Consider the following 18,082-nt stretch of genomic DNA (forward strand, 5'->3'; position numbering starts at 1 on the left):
CTACTTGAATGCGAATTCCGATTTTACCAGACACCGGCCGTTGTCGATGTGGTAGCGCCACTCGTCCCGCCAATGCTTGACGGCCGACTGAATCGGCATCACCGCGGCGTCGCCGAGCGGGCAAATCGTCCGCCCGAGGATATTGCCGCACACGTCTTCGATCAGTTCGAGGTCGCCCGGTTTCCCCTGGCCCTGCTCGATCCGCCGGATCACCTGTTCGAGCCAGGCGGTCCCCTCGCGGCAGGGCGTGCACTTGCCGCAGGACTCGTGGCGGTAGAAATGGATCAGCCGGAGGATCAGCCAGACGATGCAGGTGTCTTCGTTGAAAACGATGACCGCGCCGGAGCCGAGCATGGACCCGGCCGCCTGGAGCGATTCGTAGTCGAGGTTCACCGTCTCCACCGCGTCGGGCGTCAGGAAGGGCGTCGAGGAACCGCCGGGGATGACGCCCTTGAGCGGCCGGCCGTCCCGCAGGCCCCCTCCGTAGGCCGGGTCGAAAATCAGTTTCTTCAGCGGAAATCCGAGCTCGACCTCGTAATTGCCGGGACGGTTGACATGGCCCGAGAGCGAGAAAATCTTCGTGCCGGCCGACTTCTCGGTCCCCATCGATCGGTACCACTCCGGGCCGTTGGCGATGATGTGCGGGACGGCGGCGAGCGACTCGACGTTGTTCACGATGGTCGGGCAGGCGTAGAGCCCCTCGATGGCCGGGAACGGCGGCCGGATGCGCGACATGCCGCGCTCCCCTTCGAGCGAGTTCAGCAGGGCGGTTTCTTCGCCGCAGATGTAGGCGCCGCCGCCCGTATGCACGACCATCTCGAGGTCGTAGCCGGAGCCGTGGATATTCCGGCCGAGGTGGCCGGCCGCGTAGGCCTCCTTCATCGCCGCTTCCATGCGCGCGATCGGGTGGCCGAATTCCCCCCGGATATAGATGAACATGATGTGGCAGCCGATGGCGTAGGCGGCGATCGCCATGCCTTCAATGATGGCGTGGGGGTCGCGCTCCATGAGCACGCGGTCCTTGCAGGTGCCCGGCTCGGACTCGTCGGCGTTGCAGCAGAGGTAGCGCGGTTTGGGGGAGTCCTTGGGGATGAATCCCCACTTCATGCCGGTGGGGAAGCCGGCGCCGCCCCGCCCGCGCAGCCCGGACTTCTTGACCACTTCGATCACCTCGTCCGGCTTCATGCCGGCGAGGACTTTCCGCCAGGCCCGGTAGCCGCCGTGCCGCTCGTAGGCCGCCAGCTTGTACTGCTCAGGATCCTCGACGTACCGGAACAAGTGGAGCTTCTTGTTGTCGGCGGCTTCGGCCGCGTTGGTGATGACCGGCGAATAGAACATCAGGCCTGGGACCTCAAATCATTCAGGATCTGATCGACCTTCGCAGGCGTCAGATTCTCATAGAAGTCGTTGTTGATCTGCATCATGGGCGCGGTTGCGCACGACCCGAGACACTCGACCGAGATGAGCGTGAACAGCTTGTCCGGCGTCGTCTCGCCTTTCCTGATCCCGAGGCTCTTCTCGAGGTAGGCGATCAGCGAGTCGGCGCCGAGCAGGGCGCAGGAGAGGTTGTGGCACACCTGGATCAGGTACTTCCCGCGCGGCGCTTTCGGAAACATAGTATAGAATGACGCGGCCTCGGCCACCTCGACATAGGGCACGCCGATGACGCGGGCGATCTCCCGGTAGATGTCGTCGTCGACGTACCCGAGCTGCTGGTAGGCGATCGTCAGCGCGGGGAGCACGGACGATTTCCGGCGCGGGTAGAGGGGCACTTTCTCCTTTATCTTTCTGACTGACTCGTCCGACAGAATCATCGGTCCACCTCTCCGAGCACGATGTCGATCGAGCCGATGGCGCAGATGACATCGGAAAACAGCCGGCCCTCGACCAGTCGGGGAAGGCTGGCGAGATTGATGAGCGAGGGCGGCCGGACGCGGATCCGGCGGGGCATCGTCGTCCCGTCGCCGACCACGTAGAAGCCGAGCTCGCCCTTGGGCGACTCGATTGCCTGGTACACGGAGCCGAGGGGAGCCGCGAAACCCTCGGTGATGATCTTGAAGTGAAAGATCATCGATTCCATCTTGTAGAGGACGTCCTCCTTGGGCGGGAGCACGACGCCCGGGACGTGGGCCCGGTAGGGACCCTCGGGGAGGCCGTCGATCCCCTGGCGGCAGATACGGAGCGACTGCCGGATTTCTTCCATGCGGAGCAGGTAGCGGTCGTAGGCGTCGCCGTTATGCCCCAGGGCGATCTGGAAATCGAAATTCTCGTAGCCGGAGTAGGGCTCGTCCTTGCGCAGGTCGCGGGCGACGCCGCTGCCGCGCAGCATCGGACCCGAGAGCGACCAGTTGAGGGCGTCCTCGGCCGAAATGACCGCCACCCCCTTGGTGCGGTTGATGAAGATCTCGTTGCGGGTGAGCAGGCCCTCGTAGTCCTCCAGGCGCGCCGTGAGGGTGGCGATGATATCGCGGACTTTGCGGTCGAAATCCTTGGGCAGGTCGTGGGCAAGGCCGCCGATGCGGATGTAGCTGGTCATCATGCGCTGGCCGCCGCAGGCCTCGTACACGTCGAGGATCAGCTCGCGTTCGCGGAAGGCATACAGGAGCATCGACATGGCGCCGAGGTCGAGGGCGTGGGTGCCCAGCCAGACGAGGTGCGAGTTGATCCGCGTGAGTTCGGCCAGAATCACGCGCGCCCACTTGACTTTCTCGGGGACCTCGATCCCCAGGAGCTTTTCGACCGCGAGGCTGTAGCCGAGGTTGTTCGACATCGGGGCGAGGTAGTCCATCCGGTCGGTGCACGGGAGCGCCTTGTAGTACAGCTTCGACTCCATCGTCTTCTCGATCCCGGTGTGGAGATATCCGACCACGGGCCGGGCCTTGACAACCGTCTCCCCGTCCAGCTCCAGGATGACGCGCAGCACGCCGTGGGTCGAGGGGTGCTGCGGCCCCATGTTGATGGTCACGGTCCGGGCTTCCGCCATTACCTGATCACCTCGGGCGGGTCGTTCTCGTTCCAGCTGAATTTCGGCTGCTCGTAGACCAGCGGGTAGTCCTTGCGCAGCGGGTGCCCCTCGAAATCGTCGGGCGTCAGCAGCCGCGTCAGGTCCGGGTGGCCGTCGAACGTCACCCCGAACAGGTCCCACACCTCGCGCTCCATCCAGTTGGCGCCGTGCCAGAGGTCGACGAGCGACCGCACGTGCGGGTTCGTCTCGGGGAGACGCACTTTCAGGAAGAAGCGGCTGCGGTGGGCCAATGAGCAGAGGTTGTAGACGACCTCGAACCGGCCGTGGACGGCCTCGGAGTGGCCGTGCCAGTCGACGCAGGTGATGTCGGCGAGGAAGCGGACATCGAGTCCGCCCGCCTCCATGAGGGCTTCGCAGATGTCGTAGATCTTTTCCGGATCGACCGTGAACTGCAGATCGCCGCGGAACACCTCCTCGTGGCGGATGGCCTCGCCGAAGCGCTCCCGGAGGAAGCGGCGGATTCGGGCGTCGTTTCCCTCGCTTGTTTCACTTTTCACAATCGCCGGTTCGTGTGTTTGCGCCATCGCCGTTGCCTGTCGCCTGCGGTCAGACCGCCCTGCGGCCCCACTCTTCCCGGGCGTCTTTGAGGGATTCCTTTTCGATTTTCTCGAACAGCTTGAGGATGCCGTCCATGAGCTGTTCCGGCCGCGGCGGGCAGCCGGGGACATAGATGTCAACCGGGATGATGCGGTCGACTCCCTGGAGAATCGCGTAGTTGTTGAACACGCCGCCGCACGAGGCGCAGGCGCCCATGGAGATCACCCACTTCGGGTTGGGCATCTGCTCGTAGAGGGTCCGGACCACCGGGGCCATTTTGTTGGACACGCGTCCGGCTACGATCATGAGGTCGGCCTGGCGCGGCGAGGGCCGCGTGACCTCCATCCCGAACCGGGCGAGGTCGTTGTGCGACGCAAAGGTCGAGATCATCTCAATCGCGCAACACGCCAGCCCGAACCCGAGCGGCCACATCGAGCGCTTGCGCGCCCAGTTGACCATCTTGTCCAGCGTCGTCAGGATTATCGAATCGGGGATTTTCTCTTCTAGTCCCACTTCAGCGCTCCCCGCCTCAGTTCATACAGGTAGCCCACCACGATGATCGCCACGAACACCGCCATCGCCCAGAATCCGTATGACCCAAGGTCGCGGGCGACGACCGCCCAGGGGAGCAGGAAAATCAGCTCGATATCGAACAGAATGAAGGAGATGGCGATCAGATAGAACTTGACCGGCACCGGGTTCCTGGTCGTCCCGACCGGCTCCACCCCGCACTCGTAGGGGTCGGTCTTCCGGCCCAAAACCGTCCGGCGCCCAAAAATCACTGACAGGGCGACCAGCACGGCGGCGATGCCGACCGCAAAAACAACCAAGAGCAGAATCGGGAAGAAGGTGTCAAACATAACTCTCAGCGTTCTCCAAGTCCGTCCCGAACAGTATCCTGTACGCCAACCGTTGTCAAGTCCATTTGCCGTTTCCTAAAATACTCACCGAAAGTTACCCCGTTTCCCCGAGCGAGACACAACTCGTTACTAATAATAAACTTAATATTCATGGGCACGGGGGCCTCCGACCCGTCGGTTGTGAAAAGATTAGCATAACCGTCCTCACCGCACCGACACCGTTAAACCCCGGAAAACCGGGCCGTGTTCCACGACCGCGTGCATCGCTTTCTTATCGTATGGCCCGTACGCATTTGACCGGCCATACACTTCCGCTGTGCGGCAGGCAGGGTCGATAGCGAGATATCCGCCGCCGCAAACCCGGGCGTTAGCTGTGTACAACGCATACAGATCGGGCTCGTGTTCCCAGCCTGAGGGGATGCGGCGTTCGCTGCAGAACTGCGCGACCAACCGAGCGTGGTACGGGTAGTCAGCTAAACGGCCGAAAACCAGATGAATTTCGTCCGCCAACTCGATGAGTACGAATTTGCACCGGATCACGGTCCGGCTGTCCGGCGCTTCCGTGCCGGCCAGGTCGACTACTTTCACCCGGTCGGCCTCCCACTTGCTCATGCTTCCACCCTGATGTGATTGGAGAAGATCCAGCCGCGCCTGCCCTTCCAGGCTTCCACCCGGTAAATGCCGGGAGCGTCGAGCCGGTGGATCAGTTCCTGACCCTCGTTTTCCACGGTCGTGCAGCCGTCGTGCACGAGCCGGATCCTGGCCCGCGCGGGCAGCTCGATCCGCATGTGCGCCGTCTCGGTCAACTCGATCGTCCCCCCGGAGGGCACGCGCCGGCGGCCGTTGTCGGCGCAGAAGAGGAACCGGTCGGCCTGACCCCAGCGGACGTTGGCGCCGAAGGCGCGGCAGTCGCGGATGGCTTCGTAGAGCTGATCCCGGGCGGCGACGAAGTCGCGGGACATCGGTTCCGGCAGAATGATCGTCATGCGGAGGCACTTGAAATGGACCTTGTACGGGAAGATCGCGAACCGGAAGGGCCCGACTTTGATCGGGAAGGCGTGGGCGTCGGCGCCGACGATACCGACACACTTGCGCTTCCGGCTGATCTCATCCCAGCGGCGGAGGATGCGGTCCGAGGGGCCGATCATCGACCGGCGCGGGGCGAAGGCCATGGCCAGGCGGTTGCGCGGCGTGAGCCGCTCCATCCATTCGGACATCTGGTTCCAGAGCTCGATGCCGGTGAAACCCTCGACCGACCAGTCGTCCCACGGGTAGGGGGGAAATTCGGGCATGGAGTTGCGGATCTCGTCGGGATGCGCCATGATGCCGATCGCCCCGTCGGCCGCTCCCGCCGCCACGTACTGGCGCGCAGAGAGCGAGGGCGGATACACGCCGGGGGACCCGAACAGCAGGTAGTGGTGGCGATCCCTCTCGTCGTTGTGTTCGTAGCCGATCACGACGAGCGTGTCGCCGTACATCCCCTCTCCCCCGCGCTGCCGGTTGGAGAGAGTCATGTGGTCGGCGAACATCATGAAATCGAGCCCGACCTCGCGGCCGAGGGCGATCACCTCCTCGAGCGGGAGGGTACCGTCCGATTCGGTCGTGTGGATGTGCACGGCGCCGGTGTAGTGATACCAGTCGCCGACCTTGCGCTTATCCATGGCGGGACCGTTCCGTACGAGGGACTTTGCGAAAGATGATCAATCCGACCGCCATCATCACCACCAGCGACAGTACTGCCACCTTGTACGGCAATTTGGCCTGTCCCGATGGCGACAATGCGAGGAGGTCCGAGGCAAAGCGGCCGAGCGGACGGTCGGCGCGGAAGAGGTAGACCGAGCTGGTCCAGATGAGCGGTCCGGCGACGGCGGCGGCGCGCCCGGAGATAGAGAAGAGGCCGAAAAACCGCCCGAGCTCGTCGTGCGGAACCAGTTCCCCCAAGAGCGGGCGCGAGACCGTCCACAACCCGCCCAGCGCCACCCCGACGACCGACCCGAGGATCCAGACAACCGTCATCGTATCGGTCGATACAAAGACGACGAGCGCGGCGATCCAGAGCCACACGATGCCGGCCAGGAGCCGTTTGAGCACCACCCGCTCGGCGATCTTGCCGATCACCACCGATCCGATCACAGCCGAGACGGTCGAGATGATAAGAAACGCGGTGATCCGGCTGTCGTCCAGCGCGAGCACCACGGAGCAGTAGAGCCCGATGTTGATGACGACCGTGGCGACCGCATCCTCGAAAAAGTAGTCGGCGATGAGGAACCGGAGCACGCCGGGGTATTTCTTCGTGTTGCGGATTCCCTCCCAGACTTCGCGATAGGCCCGGGCCAGGCCGGAAGCCTGCGGCGAAGGACTGGGCCGCTCCCGCACCCAGAGGAAGAGCGGCAGCGAGAGCAGCAGAAACATCACGGCGGTGGGCACGAACGCCCCCGCCTTGCCGCCGGGCGTGACGAAAGGAACCGTCAGTCCGAAGAGCTCGCCGCTGACAAACGGCAGCACCAGCACCATGCCGAGAATCGACCCGACGTACCCCAGCGACACGCCGAAGCCGGAGACGAACCGCGCCGCCGGGCCGTCCGCCACCGAGTACAGCAGCGCGTTGTAGAAGGGCTGGCCGGCCTCATAGGAGAAGTTGGCCAGAACAAACAGAGCGACCAGCACGATCAGCGCTCCCGGCGGCACGAGGGCCATCCCCCCCACCGCGAGGCAGCAGGTGAGCGTGAAGAGAAACACGAAGAGCTTCTTCTTGACCGAGTGGTCCGACATCGCCCCGAAGGCCGGCAGAAGCAGGGCCGCGAGGAACATCGAAAGAGCGAACGGGATATCGAACCAGCGGTCGTCGCGGCCGAGGTCTTCGACGATGTACCGTTTGAGGTAGAGCGAAGTGATGTTCATCGAGTAGATCGTGTTGGCGAGATCGTAGAGCGACCACCCGATGACGTCCTTCCGCCCGATAGTTGAGGCCACGCGCAGTCCTATAGCTGGAGGTCGCTCCGGATTGTCATCATTCCGGCGTGCACCAGGAGGAGGAACTCCTCGAGTTCGAGTCCGAGGCTGGTGCAGGCCGCCATGTTGTCGCGCGAGGCGCCGGCGGCGAAGCGCTTTTCCTTGAAGCGCCGCAGCATGAAGTCGGCGTCGATCACGTCGAGCCGCTTGGCTGGATGCATGAGCACGCAGGCGACGATGAACCCGGTCGCCGGGTCGGTGGCGAAGAGCGCCCAGTCGAGCCGGCTGCGGCATGGCACGTGGCCGGGGTGGGCGCGGATCGCATAGAGCATCGCGGCCGGCAGGTGATAGGGCTGCAGCCAGCTCTCCGTGACGAAGGTGTGCGCCCCGGCGTCGCCGACCGTCTCGTTATAATCGAGATCGTGGAGCAACCCGGTCAGGCCCCACAACCCGACATCCTCGCCCAGCCGCTCCGCCAGCCGGCGCATCCCCGCCTCCACGGCGAGAATGTGTTTGAGGAGATTGGTGTGCCCGATCTTCTCCAGGACGAGCCGGAAGGCTTCCTCGCGGGTGAGGCCGATGTCGCTCCGGTCGGTCATGACGCCCAATAAAGGCCCTGCGCAGAAGCGTGTCAAGGAACGATGCGGCGGCCCGCCCGCTCCCCGCCGCAGGCGGCCGCCGGACCACCGGTCCGGCGGCGCGGTTTTTCCCCGCCGGGGCAGAGAACCTACCTCGGCGTCGCCAGTCCCATCGTCTTCTTGGGATTTATGAGCTTTACCGCCCGGTCCCCGACTTGTTTTTCGTCGCAGCCGCTGAGGATGAGTTCGCGGACCTGAGCCGGGGTGAGCTCCGGCTTCAGGGCGAGGACTTTCGCGGCCAGGTTGACGACCTGCGGCGAGGCCTGGGAGGTGCCGGAGAGCTTCATGCGGTCGCCCCCGGGCACGAAACTCTCGACCTCGAAACCGTTAGCGTAGCAGTCGACGTTGCCGAAGGAGGTGAAGCCGGTTTCGTCGCCGGCCTGGTCGACGGCGCCGACGACGATGATGTTGGGGAGGTCGAAAGCGCTGGGGATGACCTCCTCGAATTTCACGTCATTGTCCTCGTTGCCGGCGGCCGTGACATAGAGGATCTCCGGCGTGTTCTGCATCGCGGCATAGAGCCCGCTCCGGCCGATTTCGAAAATCTGCCGGGCCAGTTCCCGGCGCTCCTCAGGCGTCCCGCCGGCGTTGTGCGCTTCGAGCGCCTGCTCGACGCTCGCGAGCGACCCGCCCCAGCTCATGTTGACCACCCGCACGCCGTGCTTCCGGTAGTACGCAATCGCTTCGTCGGCGGCGGCGGAGTCTTTCCGGGCCTGCTCGAGCGTGGGTTTCTCGGGGACGAGGGTATACCCGAAGGTGAGGCGGGAGGGCATGAGGCGGATGTAGGGGTTGCCGGCCATGGCGATTCCCGCCACGTGTGTGCCGTGGCAGTAGTTGCCGTAGAGGGCGATGTTCTGGATGAACGTCTGGGCCTCGGCCTGCTGCAGCCCGCTCAGTTCCTGCTTGAGCTCCGCCGCTTCCTTACTGTCCACGGCCATGCTGATGTCGGTCAGTCCCTTCATCTGCCGCTGCAGGCGCGGGCGCTCCGCCCCCACTTCGCCGATCGGGTACAGCAGATCCGGGGTTTTGTCGGAGTGGAGCGTGTAGGCGATGCCGTGCACATCGTCGACAAACCCGTTCCCGTCATCGTCACTCCCGTTGCCGGGGGTCTCGTCCGCGTTGGTCCACAGCACCTGGGCGATCGCGGGGATCTCGGTGTCGAGCCCGGAGTCCCAGATGGTCACGAGCACCGGCTGTCCCCCCTCGCTCCCGCTGAGCGCGACCTGGCGCTCGGCCCAGATGTCCGGTTTGTCGACCGCGTGCGCAGCCAGGTAAGCGTCGATCACCCCGGCGATGGATTCCCGGTAGGGGATGATCGTCCGAAGCATGGTGGCGGTTTTCAGCAGCGAGAGCGCGACGTCCTTGCTGATGACGCCGCCGGTCGAGTCGACCAGCGGCTGATATTTCGATTCCGCCAGTCCGAGGACGAGGTTCTCGGACATCATTTCGGCCATCCCCTTGGTCGACCGGAGCTGGGCCTCGACGACATCGTAGGGCAGAGCGTTGACGAGCGCGGCGTAGGCGGTCCGATAGGCCTCTGGGCGCTGAGCCTCCGGCGCCGCCATAGCCGCCGCGTAAGCCCGGCCGGTCAGACCGGTCGTCAGCTTCTGCGCCTCCTTGTCCTCCAGGTCGCGAACGGCGGCGATATGGGTCTCGTAGGCTGCGAAATCCGCCTCCAGGAGCGCGATCGCGCCGAGGTCGGAGTGGTAGTTCTTGATGGTCGTGGCATCGGGGATCTCGTAGCGCTCGAGGTCGGCCAGCAGATCCGCTTTCACGGCCGCCGCGAGCGCGGCGAGCGCCTCCGGATTAACCGGGACCTCAGCGGCCTTGACCGCGATTCGGTAGGTGTGGCGGGGGAGGTCATCGAGCTTCTCGATCTTGATCTTGTCGGCCGCGCGGCCGGTCAAGGCCAGGCCGCCAAGCAGAATCGCGAGAGCGGCGAGGGAGAAGAGCAGTGAACGTCGCATGCGGGCTCCTTATGTCAGACGTGTCGCACCATGTTATTGCTGCGTTTGTACGTTTCGGGGCGGGGTTTGGTTGCGGGCGGCCGGGAAACAAGACGGCCCGCCGGGGAAACCGACGGGCCGCGATTTTACTGTGCACCCACCGTTGAGCCGCCCCCGGACAACCCTCGAGGCAGTTGGCTCCAACCGGGCGCTCCCGCAACACACGGAACGGACTACTTACGGCTGCTACCTTCCGGTCCTGACCGGGTTCATAGGTTTCCGTTGTACGGGACCCAGCCTTCAACACCACTTACCCGTTGGCGAAGTCCGGCGACCGCACCCGCGGGTGGGAATTCGGCCCCGGTATAGCGGGTTCCGGGTACAGGGCACCGCTAACTCCCCGCCTAGCACAGGCTCGTCGCACGAGCGAACAGCCGGTGACAACAATGGCCTCCTTGCGGGAGGCCGGTCCACTGCTGTCGCGCACGCGCTATTTTTAAGTGGAGCAGATCGGGATCGAACCGACGACCTCAACGTTGCGAACGTTGCGCTCTCCCAACTGAGCTACTGCCCCAGGGATCTTCACATCACGGCCCATACTATAATCGTCCCGGAAGGATTTGCCAAGCGATTTTTTCCGGCCCCGTCTCTCCCCCTCTCCTAGTAGAGGAGTCCTGCCCGGAGAAAGAGGGAGGGTGCGATTTTCACGTCCACGGCACTGTTGCCCCCGCTCGGCGCGGCCATGAAACCGAGCTCGAGCACGACCGCCCACTTCCCCCGCGGGAGGAGCACCAGTTCGCTGAACGCCTTGAGAGTGAGGTACGTAGTGGGGCGCATGAAGCCGATGTCGGCCAGGTAGCCGAGCCCGACCGCGGCCCCCGGCCGCCAAGCCAGCCGCTGATGGTGCTTGTAAAAGGCGAGCTTGAACCCGGCCGCCACATCGATAAACCGCTCGCTGAGGGGGTGGAACCGCAAGTCGTAGATGTCGACGGAGAATAGGAGAAGAAAAGCGCGGGTCAGGGGGACATCGAAAAACACCTGTCCGCTGGGAGCAGCCTTGGGATCAAGCTCCTTGCCCGCCACGGCCACCGAATCCCAGGGCGTGGGTCGCCCGGTGAGAGTCAGGGCGCCGGTGTTGATCAGCCCCAGCTTCAGGCCCACCCCGCCGTGGGCGATGACTTTCGGCACTCCGTCGGCCCGCGTCGGCGCCGCCGAAGCGGAGGCCGGGAGCAAGAGCAGGCCGAGAACGAGGGCGCGTCGAAGTTGTTGCCGCACAAGGGGGGCCTTTCGATAGAGGATTTTCTCGCCACATAGACAGGAATTACCTGCTGTTTGTCAATACGAATAGCGGCGCCCTTCGGACGCGGAAAAATTGTGATTGGGAATGAGGCAGATATTGCATATACTGGAGAGTTATGACGTATCAGGTTCTGGCCCGGAAGTATCGCCCGCCGACGTTTGAAGGCGTTGTGGCACAGGCACATGTGACCCGCACGCTGCAGAACGCTGTGCGCAACGGGCGGGTGGGATCGGGTTATCTGTTCTGCGGCCCGCGCGGCACCGGGAAGACCACCACTGCCCGGATCCTGGCCAAAGCGCTCAATTGTGTCAACGGCCCGACCCCCGAACCGTGCGGGGTCTGCCCCGCCTGCCGCGACATTACCGGCGGCAACTCGCTGGATGTGCTGGAGATCGACGCCGCCTCCAACACGGGGGTCGACGATGTCCGGGCTCTGCGCGAGCGGATTAACCTGACCCCCGCCGGCGGCAAAAAGAAAATCTACATCATCGATGAAGTCCACCGGCTCTCGGGGGCGGCCTTCGACGCGCTTCTGAAGACGCTCGAGGAACCGCCGGAGCACGTGGTGTTCATTTTCGCCACCACCGAGCCGACGAAAGTTCCGGAGACGATCCTCTCCCGGACGCAGCGGTTTGATTTCAAGCGGGTGTCCGCGCTTGACCTGGCCCAGCATCTCCAGCATATCGCCGAGCAGGAGGGCATGGCGATCAGCGAGAGCGCGGTGGCGCTCCTGGCGCGGCGGGGGGACGGTTCGGTGCGCGACGCCCTCTCGCTTCTCGACCAGGTGGCGGCTTTCGCCGGGGAAACGATCGGGGAAACCGACGTGGTCGAGGCGCTCGGCCTGGTTGACCGGCAGACGCTCTTCGATTTTACGGGCGCGGTGGCGGCGCAGGACGCGCCGGCGGCGCTCCGGCTGGCCAACGGCATCATCGAGGCCGGCATCGACGTCGAGGATTTCTTCGCCGAGGCGCTCGATCACCTCCGCATCCTCATGATCCTCCTGACCGACCGCGAGTCGGGCGACCTGCTCAATCTCTCGGCCGAGGAGCGGGAGGCCTATCTCCGGCAGGCCGACTCTTTCCGGGTCGGCGATGTGATCCGGCTGATGAAGATGGTCGGGGACGGGCGGCGGGATCTCAAGGACGGTCTTGACGAGCGGCTCGTGCTGCAGGTGGCGGCGGTGAAGATGGCGGCCATGGAGGCGACGGTGCAGTTCGAAGAAGTGCTCTCTCACCTTCGGCAGAACCCCCCGGCGGCCTCCGGGACGGCCGACCTGTTCGGCAACCCGGCAAAAAAAAAAGACCCTGACCGACCGCCGGAGCCGCGGGGAGGCGTAAGCGCTCCGCCGACGCCGCCCATCGATCCCCAGCGAACGCTCGACCTGGCCGCAGTCCGGGCCGGGTGGGAGGGCTTCCTGGCCGAACTCCGGCAGCGCAAAGCCATGCTCTCGTCGCAGTTGGCCATGGCGACGCTGGTCGAGGTCAAGGACAACGAGCTGGCCGTGGTGTTCGGCGCCGGTGGAACCATGCCCTTGCAGATCGTGACGCGGACCGAGAACCTTCACGTGATCACGACCGCGCTGCGAGAACACTACCGCGCGCCGCTGCGTATAAAGTTCAGTCTCGACCCGCGGCGCCAGGGCCCGGGACCCACGGAAGAGAAGCGCGGACTCGACCGCGCGCAGATAGAGAAACTGATCGCCGACTCACCCCGCATCCGCAGGCTCCTCGACCTCGTCGAAGGGGAAGTTATCGGCGTGCGAAAAGTAACCTGAGCGACCCGAAAGGATAGCACCACCATGAGAGGCGGACTGGGCGACATGATGAAGCAGGTTCAGCAAATGCAGGCCAAGATGGCCGCGCTGCAGGAAGAGCTGGAAAACACCGAACTCGAGGCCTCGTCGGGCGGCGGGATGGTCAAGGTTGTCATGAACGGCAAGAACGTGGTCCGCTCGATCACCATCGACCGGGAAGTGGTCGATCCCGAGGACGTGGAGATGCTCCAGGATCTCATCGTGGCGGCGGTCAACCAGGCGCGCGAGAAGGTGCAGGAACTGCAGGCGCAGCAGATGGCGCAGATCACCGGCGGGCTGAATCTCCCGGGCCTCGGCGGCCTGCCCTTCTGAGCGGGACGGAGGCCGGACACCCATGTTCAAATCCGCAGCATCAGTTGAGCGGCTCACCAACCGCCTGGCCCGCCTTCCCGGGATCGGCCGGAAATCCGCGGCCCGCCTCGCCTTCCACCTGCTCAAACTTCCCCGCGAGGAGGCGCTGGAGCTCGCCGACGCCATTCGCGAGGTCAAGGACAAGGTCGGGTTCTGCTCGGTCTGCAACAACATCTCGGAGACCGATCCCTGCCAGATCTGCTCGGATCCGCGGCGGCGCCGCAGCCTCATCTGTGTGGTCGAAGAGACCGCCGATGCCGCCGCGATCGACCGGGTCGAGGGGTTCGACGGGGTCTTCCACATCCTCGGCGGACGGCTCTCGCCTTTGGACGGTATCGGGCCGGACGACCTCAAGATCAAAGAGTTGCTCGCCCGCATCGGGGGCGGGGACACGGAAGTGGTGATCGCCACCAACCCGAATGTCGAGGGGGAGGCGACCGCCATGTACCTCTCCCGCCTGCTGAAGCCGATGGGGGTGCGGGTCACGCGGATCGCGCGGGGGCTGCCGGTCGGCTCGGACCTCGAATATGCCGATGCCGTCACGCTCGCACGGGCGCTCGATGGGCGGCAGGAATTCTGATTGGCCGGCGATGCACCGCACCGGGACACATAGTCAACTGGGACTTCTCGCCGGCCTGACCGTGCTCCTGTTTGTGGCGGGGCGTCTGGCGAGCGGGGCGCTGGGGCCGAACAACTGGTCGTTTACGCACTGGCAGGCGTTGGCGCGTCCCTCGGCCGCCGCCTGGCTCGCGGTCGCGCTGGTGCTCGGCGTGGCTCTGGGCCGGTTCCTGCCGGCGATCGCCGCTTTCCTCCAGCCCCGGCGCAAGGCCGCGGTCGGCGCCACGCTGCTGATCGTACTCATCGTCCTTCTCCGCTGCGATTCATTCGTCGCCGGAGGGGGAAACCTCCGCATTGCCCAGATCGCCCAGACCGCGGACGTGATCCTCCCGTGGTACGAGTACGGCGCCGTGGCCGCGGTCCGGCTGTTCTACCGGTGCGGCGTGATTGCCGGACTTCCGGAGGCGGCGGCCGCCGCCGCAGCCTGGCAGGTGTTCGGTTTCGCCTGCACAATTCTCGCGCTCGCGGCCGCCTGGCGGCTGGCCCGGCTGCTTTCGGACGATCCCACGCGCCGCCTGGGATTGTTCGTCATCGTCTTTTTCGGTCCGCAGACGGCGGTGTATTTCGGCTTCATCGGCCCGGTGCCGGTGATCGCCGCCGCCGCGCTCTGGCTGGCGTATGCGCTGGTCCGGGCGGCGGAAAAGCCCTCCCCCCGCCGACTCGGCCTGGTCTGGGGCGTTTTCGCCCTGAGTGTCGCTATGCACGCGGCGATGGTTTTCGCGCTCCCGGCCGTGGTCGCCGGCACGGTTGGCGGGCTGCGCCGACGGGGGCGGCCGGGCGTCGCGCCGTTTCTCGCCGGAGCGGTCGTGTGGATCGGGCTGCCGGCCGCGCTCTACCTTGTGGCGAATGAGTACCTCCCGCTGAAAGCGTCGCTGCTGCTGGCGGCGGGCAAGCCGCCGCACGGGGATTATTCGCTGTTCTCGCCGCGGCGACTCGGCGACCTGGGCCAGGTGCTGTTCCTGTTGTTTCCGCTGGGTCTGGTCGCCCTGTACGCGCTGATCCGGTGGACGCGCCGGGCGGTGACCGACCTCGCCTGTTCGACCGCGCTCCTCCTGTTCCTGGGGGGACTCAGCGCCGTTTTCGTCATCGACCCGGTGCACAGCATTGTGCTGGATCTTCCCCTGTACGCTCCCTTCCTGGCGCCGGGCGCGGTGTTTCTCGCGGTGAGCCTGCGGGCGACTTCGGGCAGTCCGAGCATCTCTCCATCCGCACTCGGGATGATTGCCGCCGCCTCGCTCATGTTGCCGGCCGGATACCTACCCGTCTACACCCGCCTCGCGACGGTCGAGAGGTACATTACCCCCTACCTGGACCGGCACAGCGCGTACTATCGGACAGCCGCCGTGGCCCTGCGGGACGCGTATTTCTATCGGAAGGATCTGGAGCGCGCGAACTACTGGGACCAGAGCTACCGGCGGAAATCCCCGGACTACCTCAATCTCACCGGCATCGAAGATTTCATTCTGGCCCAGCGCCTTGACATCGCCCTCCCGAGCCTGAATAAACTGATCGCCCGCAACCCGTACTGGGCGGAACCGCGCGCCGTGTACGGGAAAGTGATGACCGAGCAGAGGCGTTTCGATTTGGGCAAGCCGCAGCTCGACACGGCGCTGATGCTCGAGCCGTACAATCCGCGGCGCCACATGAACCTGTACGGCTACTACCGGGACAAGGGGGAGTTTGCCCAGGCGTTGACGGCGGTCACCCGCGCGGCGGAGTTGTTTCCGAACAACGATGAGATCCGCACCGACCTGATGATCATCAGCTACCGCGCCGGGCACGGCGAGCGCGCGCGGGAGCTGGCCGAGCACCTGCTGCGGCTGGACTCGACGCGGGCCTATCCGTACGCCATCATGGGTTTTTTGGCGGAGGAGGCGGGCGACCTGAGCTCGGCCATGGCCAATTTCGAGCGCTTCTGCAGTCTCGCACCCGAGGCTCCGGAAACGCCCCAGATCCGCAAACGCGCCAACGCGATCTATCTCAAGCTTAATCCGGCCGCCCCGTGAACCCCTCCGCAGGGGCATGGCGGCTCCACCCCTGGGTCGGCCGCCGGGCCGTCGAGCGGTACGACGAAACAGCACTTGGACCGAAGCGGTCCGGGTGATAGATTGCCCCGGAGTCTCCCGAGGGTAACCGCATGCAGAAGAGCGAACAACCTGGCCGCTTTCGTTACGCCGGCCTGGGGCGCCGCTTCGCGGCCCTCATGCTCGACTTCGCGTTGGGCAGCCTGGTCTTCTTCCCCGTCACCAAGATCGCGAAGGGGGTCTGGATCCTGAGACCGGAGGAACACGCCTGGCGATACGGGTGGTTGATCACCGATCCCCTGTGCCTAATGTTTCTCGCGGTGATTTTGGCCTACTTCATTCTCTCGGAGGGCCTGCTGGGCGCGACGCTGGGCAAGCGGCTGGTGGCCATTCGCGTTGTCCGGGTGAACGGGGAGCGACCGGGGCTGGGCCGTTCCCTGATCCGCAATGTCCTGCGGGCCGTGGATGCTCTCCCCGCGTTCAACATTCTCGGCATCGTGCTGATTGTTTCCTCGCCGGAAAAAGCGCGTGCGGGCGATCGCGTGGCCGGGACGCGGGTGATCGCTCTGAGGTAATTGGGAGAGGTCGCTCTGCGCTCAGGTGACGCCAGTCCGGCGGTGATCTATCCCCGCGCGCTCAACCGCACGAAACCGTCGAGGGCCGCGACTTTGTACGCCTCCGAGAGCGTCGGGTAGTTGAACACCGTGTCGGTGAAATAATCGATTGTCCCGCCGAAAGTCATGACCGCCTGCCCGATGTGAATGAGTTCGGTCGCCCGTTCGCCGACAATGTGCACGCCGAGCACGCGGCGGGAACGTGGGTCGAAGATGAGCTTGAGCATCCCGTCGTGATCGTTGATGATCTGCCCCCGGGCGAGCTCGTAGTAGCGCGCCATCCCCACTTCGTACTCGGCCCCCTCGGCCGAGAGCGCTTCCTCCGTCTGCCCCACCATCGACACCTCCGGGATGGTGTAGATGCCGAAGGGAAGGAGGGAGTTGATGCACGAGGTGTCGCCGTGGTTGAAGGCGTGGATTGCGGCCAGCCGCCCCTGGTCCATCGAAACCGAGGCGAGCGACGGGAACCCAATGACGTCGCCCACCGCGTAAATGTTCGGCACGCGGGTGCGGTAGAGGCTGTCGACGCGGATCAGCCCGCGGTCGTCGACCTCGATGCCAAGATTCTCCAGGCCGAGATTCTGCGTGTTGCCGACCCGTCCGGCGGTGAACAGGAGGCGGTCGGCCGCGACGCGCCGCCCGCTCTGGGTCACCGTCACCACCTGGCCGTCCCGGCGAAACACCTCCTTCATCCCGTCGCCGAGAACCAGGTTGATGCGGTATTTTCGCATGAGGTAGGCAAGGGCGTCGGCGATCTCGCGGTCGAGGAACGACAGGAGCCGTTCGCGGCTGTCGACAATGGTGACGTTGACGCCGATGTGGCCGAAGATGGAGGCGTACTCGCAGCCGATGACCCCGCCGCCGATGATGGTCAGGGAGCGCGGGAGTTCATCGATGTTGATGATGCTCTCGGCGTCGTAGATGTGCTTGTGGTCGAATTCGATGTTGGGGGCGTGCCACGAGCGGGCGCCCGTGGAGATCACGATCACTTCGCCCCGCAGTTCGATCTGTGCGCCGCGGTCGTTGACGACTTCGACCGTGTGCGCGTCCCTGAGCCGTCCCGTCCCCTGGATGACTTCGATCCGGTGGCGGGCCATGTTCTGCTGGATGATGTCGACTTCCTGCTGGATCACCTGCCCTTTGCGGTACATCAGTTCGGCCACCGAGACGTTGGCGCGGACGCCGCCGACGAGTCCGTAGACGGACCGCTGGCGCAGGCCGGAGATGTAGAGCACGGTTTCGCGGAGGGTCTTGGAGGGGATGGTGCCGGTGTGGATGCAGACGCCCCCCTGGACGGAGCGGCGCTCGACGATGGCAGTGGACCGGCGCATCTTGGCCGCCTCAATGGCGGCTTTTTCGCCGGCCGGGCCGGACCCGATAACGACCAGATCGAATTCGCGCACG

18 protein-coding genes, 1 tRNA gene and 1 other RNA gene are annotated in these 18,082 nt (G+C 65.0%); 5 read left to right on the top strand and 15 right to left on the bottom strand.

The features are described from left to right. The 14 genes from nuoF to KA261_11555 all read right to left on the bottom strand — a co-directional run bounded on the left by nuoF (position 1) and on the right by KA261_11555 (position 11,233). Positions 1 to 1,338 (bottom strand): NADH-quinone oxidoreductase subunit NuoF, encoded by a 1,338-nt coding sequence (gene nuoF, locus KA261_11490; protein MBP7698422.1) that lies wholly within the window; start codon positions 1,336 to 1,338, stop codon positions 1 to 3. Beyond that, on the bottom strand, positions 1,338 to 1,814 hold the full coding sequence (gene nuoE / locus KA261_11495) for an NADH-quinone oxidoreductase subunit NuoE (protein ID MBP7698423.1): 477 nt from the start codon (positions 1,812 to 1,814) through the stop codon (positions 1,338 to 1,340). The genes nuoF and nuoE overlap by 1 nt, the downstream gene beginning before the upstream one ends. Next, positions 1,811 to 2,983 carry an NADH dehydrogenase (quinone) subunit D gene (gene nuoD, locus KA261_11500; GenBank protein ID MBP7698424.1) on the bottom strand — a complete coding sequence of 391 codons (1,173 nt, stop codon included), beginning with the start codon at positions 2,981 to 2,983 and terminating at the stop codon, positions 1,811 to 1,813. Before nuoD ends, nuoE begins: the two co-directional genes overlap by 4 nt. Continuing rightward, positions 2,983 to 3,522 carry an NADH-quinone oxidoreductase subunit C gene (locus KA261_11505; GenBank protein ID MBP7698425.1) on the bottom strand — a complete coding sequence of 180 codons (540 nt, stop codon included), beginning with the start codon at positions 3,520 to 3,522 and terminating at the stop codon, positions 2,983 to 2,985. Before KA261_11505 ends, nuoD begins: the two co-directional genes overlap by 1 nt. 49 nt (positions 3,523 to 3,571) lie before the next feature. Further along, positions 3,572 to 4,075, bottom strand: coding sequence for an NADH-quinone oxidoreductase subunit B (locus tag KA261_11510; GenBank protein ID MBP7698426.1), 504 nt, complete (start codon positions 4,073 to 4,075; stop codon positions 3,572 to 3,574). Further along, complete coding sequence (locus KA261_11515; protein MBP7698427.1) at positions 4,066 to 4,422, bottom strand: NADH-quinone oxidoreductase subunit A; 357 nt, start codon at positions 4,420 to 4,422, stop codon at positions 4,066 to 4,068. Before KA261_11515 ends, KA261_11510 begins: the two co-directional genes overlap by 10 nt. A gap of 204 nt (positions 4,423 to 4,626) precedes the next feature. Further along, positions 4,627 to 5,034: a hypothetical protein gene (locus KA261_11520; protein ID MBP7698428.1), complete on the bottom strand. Its 408-nt coding sequence runs from the start codon at positions 5,032 to 5,034 to the stop codon at positions 4,627 to 4,629. Continuing rightward, positions 5,031 to 6,083, bottom strand: a complete 1,053-nt coding sequence (locus KA261_11525) for a PHP domain-containing protein (protein MBP7698429.1) — start codon at positions 6,081 to 6,083, stop codon at positions 5,031 to 5,033. The genes KA261_11520 and KA261_11525 overlap by 4 nt, the downstream gene beginning before the upstream one ends. Then, positions 6,076 to 7,395, bottom strand: a complete 1,320-nt coding sequence (locus tag KA261_11530; GenBank protein ID MBP7698430.1) for an MFS transporter — start codon at positions 7,393 to 7,395, stop codon at positions 6,076 to 6,078. The genes KA261_11525 and KA261_11530 overlap by 8 nt, the downstream gene beginning before the upstream one ends. A gap of 8 nt (positions 7,396 to 7,403) precedes the next feature. Beyond that, a complete protein-coding gene (locus KA261_11535; GenBank protein MBP7698431.1) occupies positions 7,404 to 7,973 on the bottom strand; it encodes an HDIG domain-containing protein in 570 nt (189 codons plus the stop codon). 128 nt (positions 7,974 to 8,101) lie between these two features. Continuing rightward, positions 8,102 to 9,979 (bottom strand): S8 family serine peptidase, encoded by a 1,878-nt coding sequence (locus tag KA261_11540; protein MBP7698432.1) that lies wholly within the window; start codon positions 9,977 to 9,979, stop codon positions 8,102 to 8,104. Between the two features lie 128 nt (positions 9,980 to 10,107). Beyond that, positions 10,108 to 10,371: signal recognition particle sRNA large type (gene ffs, locus KA261_11545), an RNA gene on the bottom strand. Positions 10,372 to 10,459: 88 nt separating this feature from the next. Continuing rightward, positions 10,460 to 10,532 (bottom strand) — tRNA-Ala (locus tag KA261_11550). Positions 10,533 to 10,618: 86 nt separating this feature from the next. Further along, positions 10,619 to 11,233 (bottom strand): hypothetical protein, encoded by a 615-nt coding sequence (locus tag KA261_11555; protein ID MBP7698433.1) that lies wholly within the window; start codon positions 11,231 to 11,233, stop codon positions 10,619 to 10,621. A 140-nt stretch (positions 11,234 to 11,373) separates the two neighbouring features. Here KA261_11555 and dnaX point away from each other — a divergent pair, with 140 nt between their 5' ends. The 5 genes from dnaX to KA261_11580 all read left to right on the top strand — a co-directional run bounded on the left by dnaX (position 11,374) and on the right by KA261_11580 (position 16,639). Further along, positions 11,374 to 13,032, top strand: a complete 1,659-nt coding sequence (dnaX, locus tag KA261_11560) for a DNA polymerase III subunit gamma/tau (GenBank protein MBP7698434.1) — start codon at positions 11,374 to 11,376, stop codon at positions 13,030 to 13,032. A 24-nt stretch (positions 13,033 to 13,056) separates the two neighbouring features. After that, complete coding sequence (locus tag KA261_11565; protein ID MBP7698435.1) at positions 13,057 to 13,383, top strand: YbaB/EbfC family nucleoid-associated protein; 327 nt, start codon at positions 13,057 to 13,059, stop codon at positions 13,381 to 13,383. Between the two features lie 22 nt (positions 13,384 to 13,405). Then, positions 13,406 to 14,002, top strand: a complete 597-nt coding sequence (gene recR / locus KA261_11570; protein MBP7698436.1) for a recombination protein RecR — start codon at positions 13,406 to 13,408, stop codon at positions 14,000 to 14,002. Beyond that, positions 13,956 to 16,046, top strand: coding sequence for a hypothetical protein (locus KA261_11575; protein MBP7698437.1), 2,091 nt, complete (start codon positions 13,956 to 13,958; stop codon positions 16,044 to 16,046). Before recR ends, KA261_11575 begins: the two co-directional genes overlap by 47 nt. A 131-nt stretch (positions 16,047 to 16,177) precedes the next feature. Beyond that, positions 16,178 to 16,639, top strand: coding sequence for an RDD family protein (locus tag KA261_11580; GenBank protein MBP7698438.1), 462 nt, complete (start codon positions 16,178 to 16,180; stop codon positions 16,637 to 16,639). A 47-nt stretch (positions 16,640 to 16,686) separates the two neighbouring features. On the opposite strand, the gene sthA is transcribed toward KA261_11580, so the two are convergent. Beyond that, on the bottom strand, positions 16,687 to 18,081 hold the full coding sequence (sthA, locus tag KA261_11585; protein MBP7698439.1) for a Si-specific NAD(P)(+) transhydrogenase: 1,395 nt from the start codon (positions 18,079 to 18,081) through the stop codon (positions 16,687 to 16,689). Position 18,082 lies beyond the last annotated feature (1 nt).

It is taken from the genome of Candidatus Zixiibacteriota bacterium, from assembly GCA_017999435.1.
Classification (GTDB): domain Bacteria; phylum Zixibacteria; class MSB-5A5; order GN15; family FEB-12; genus JAGNLV01.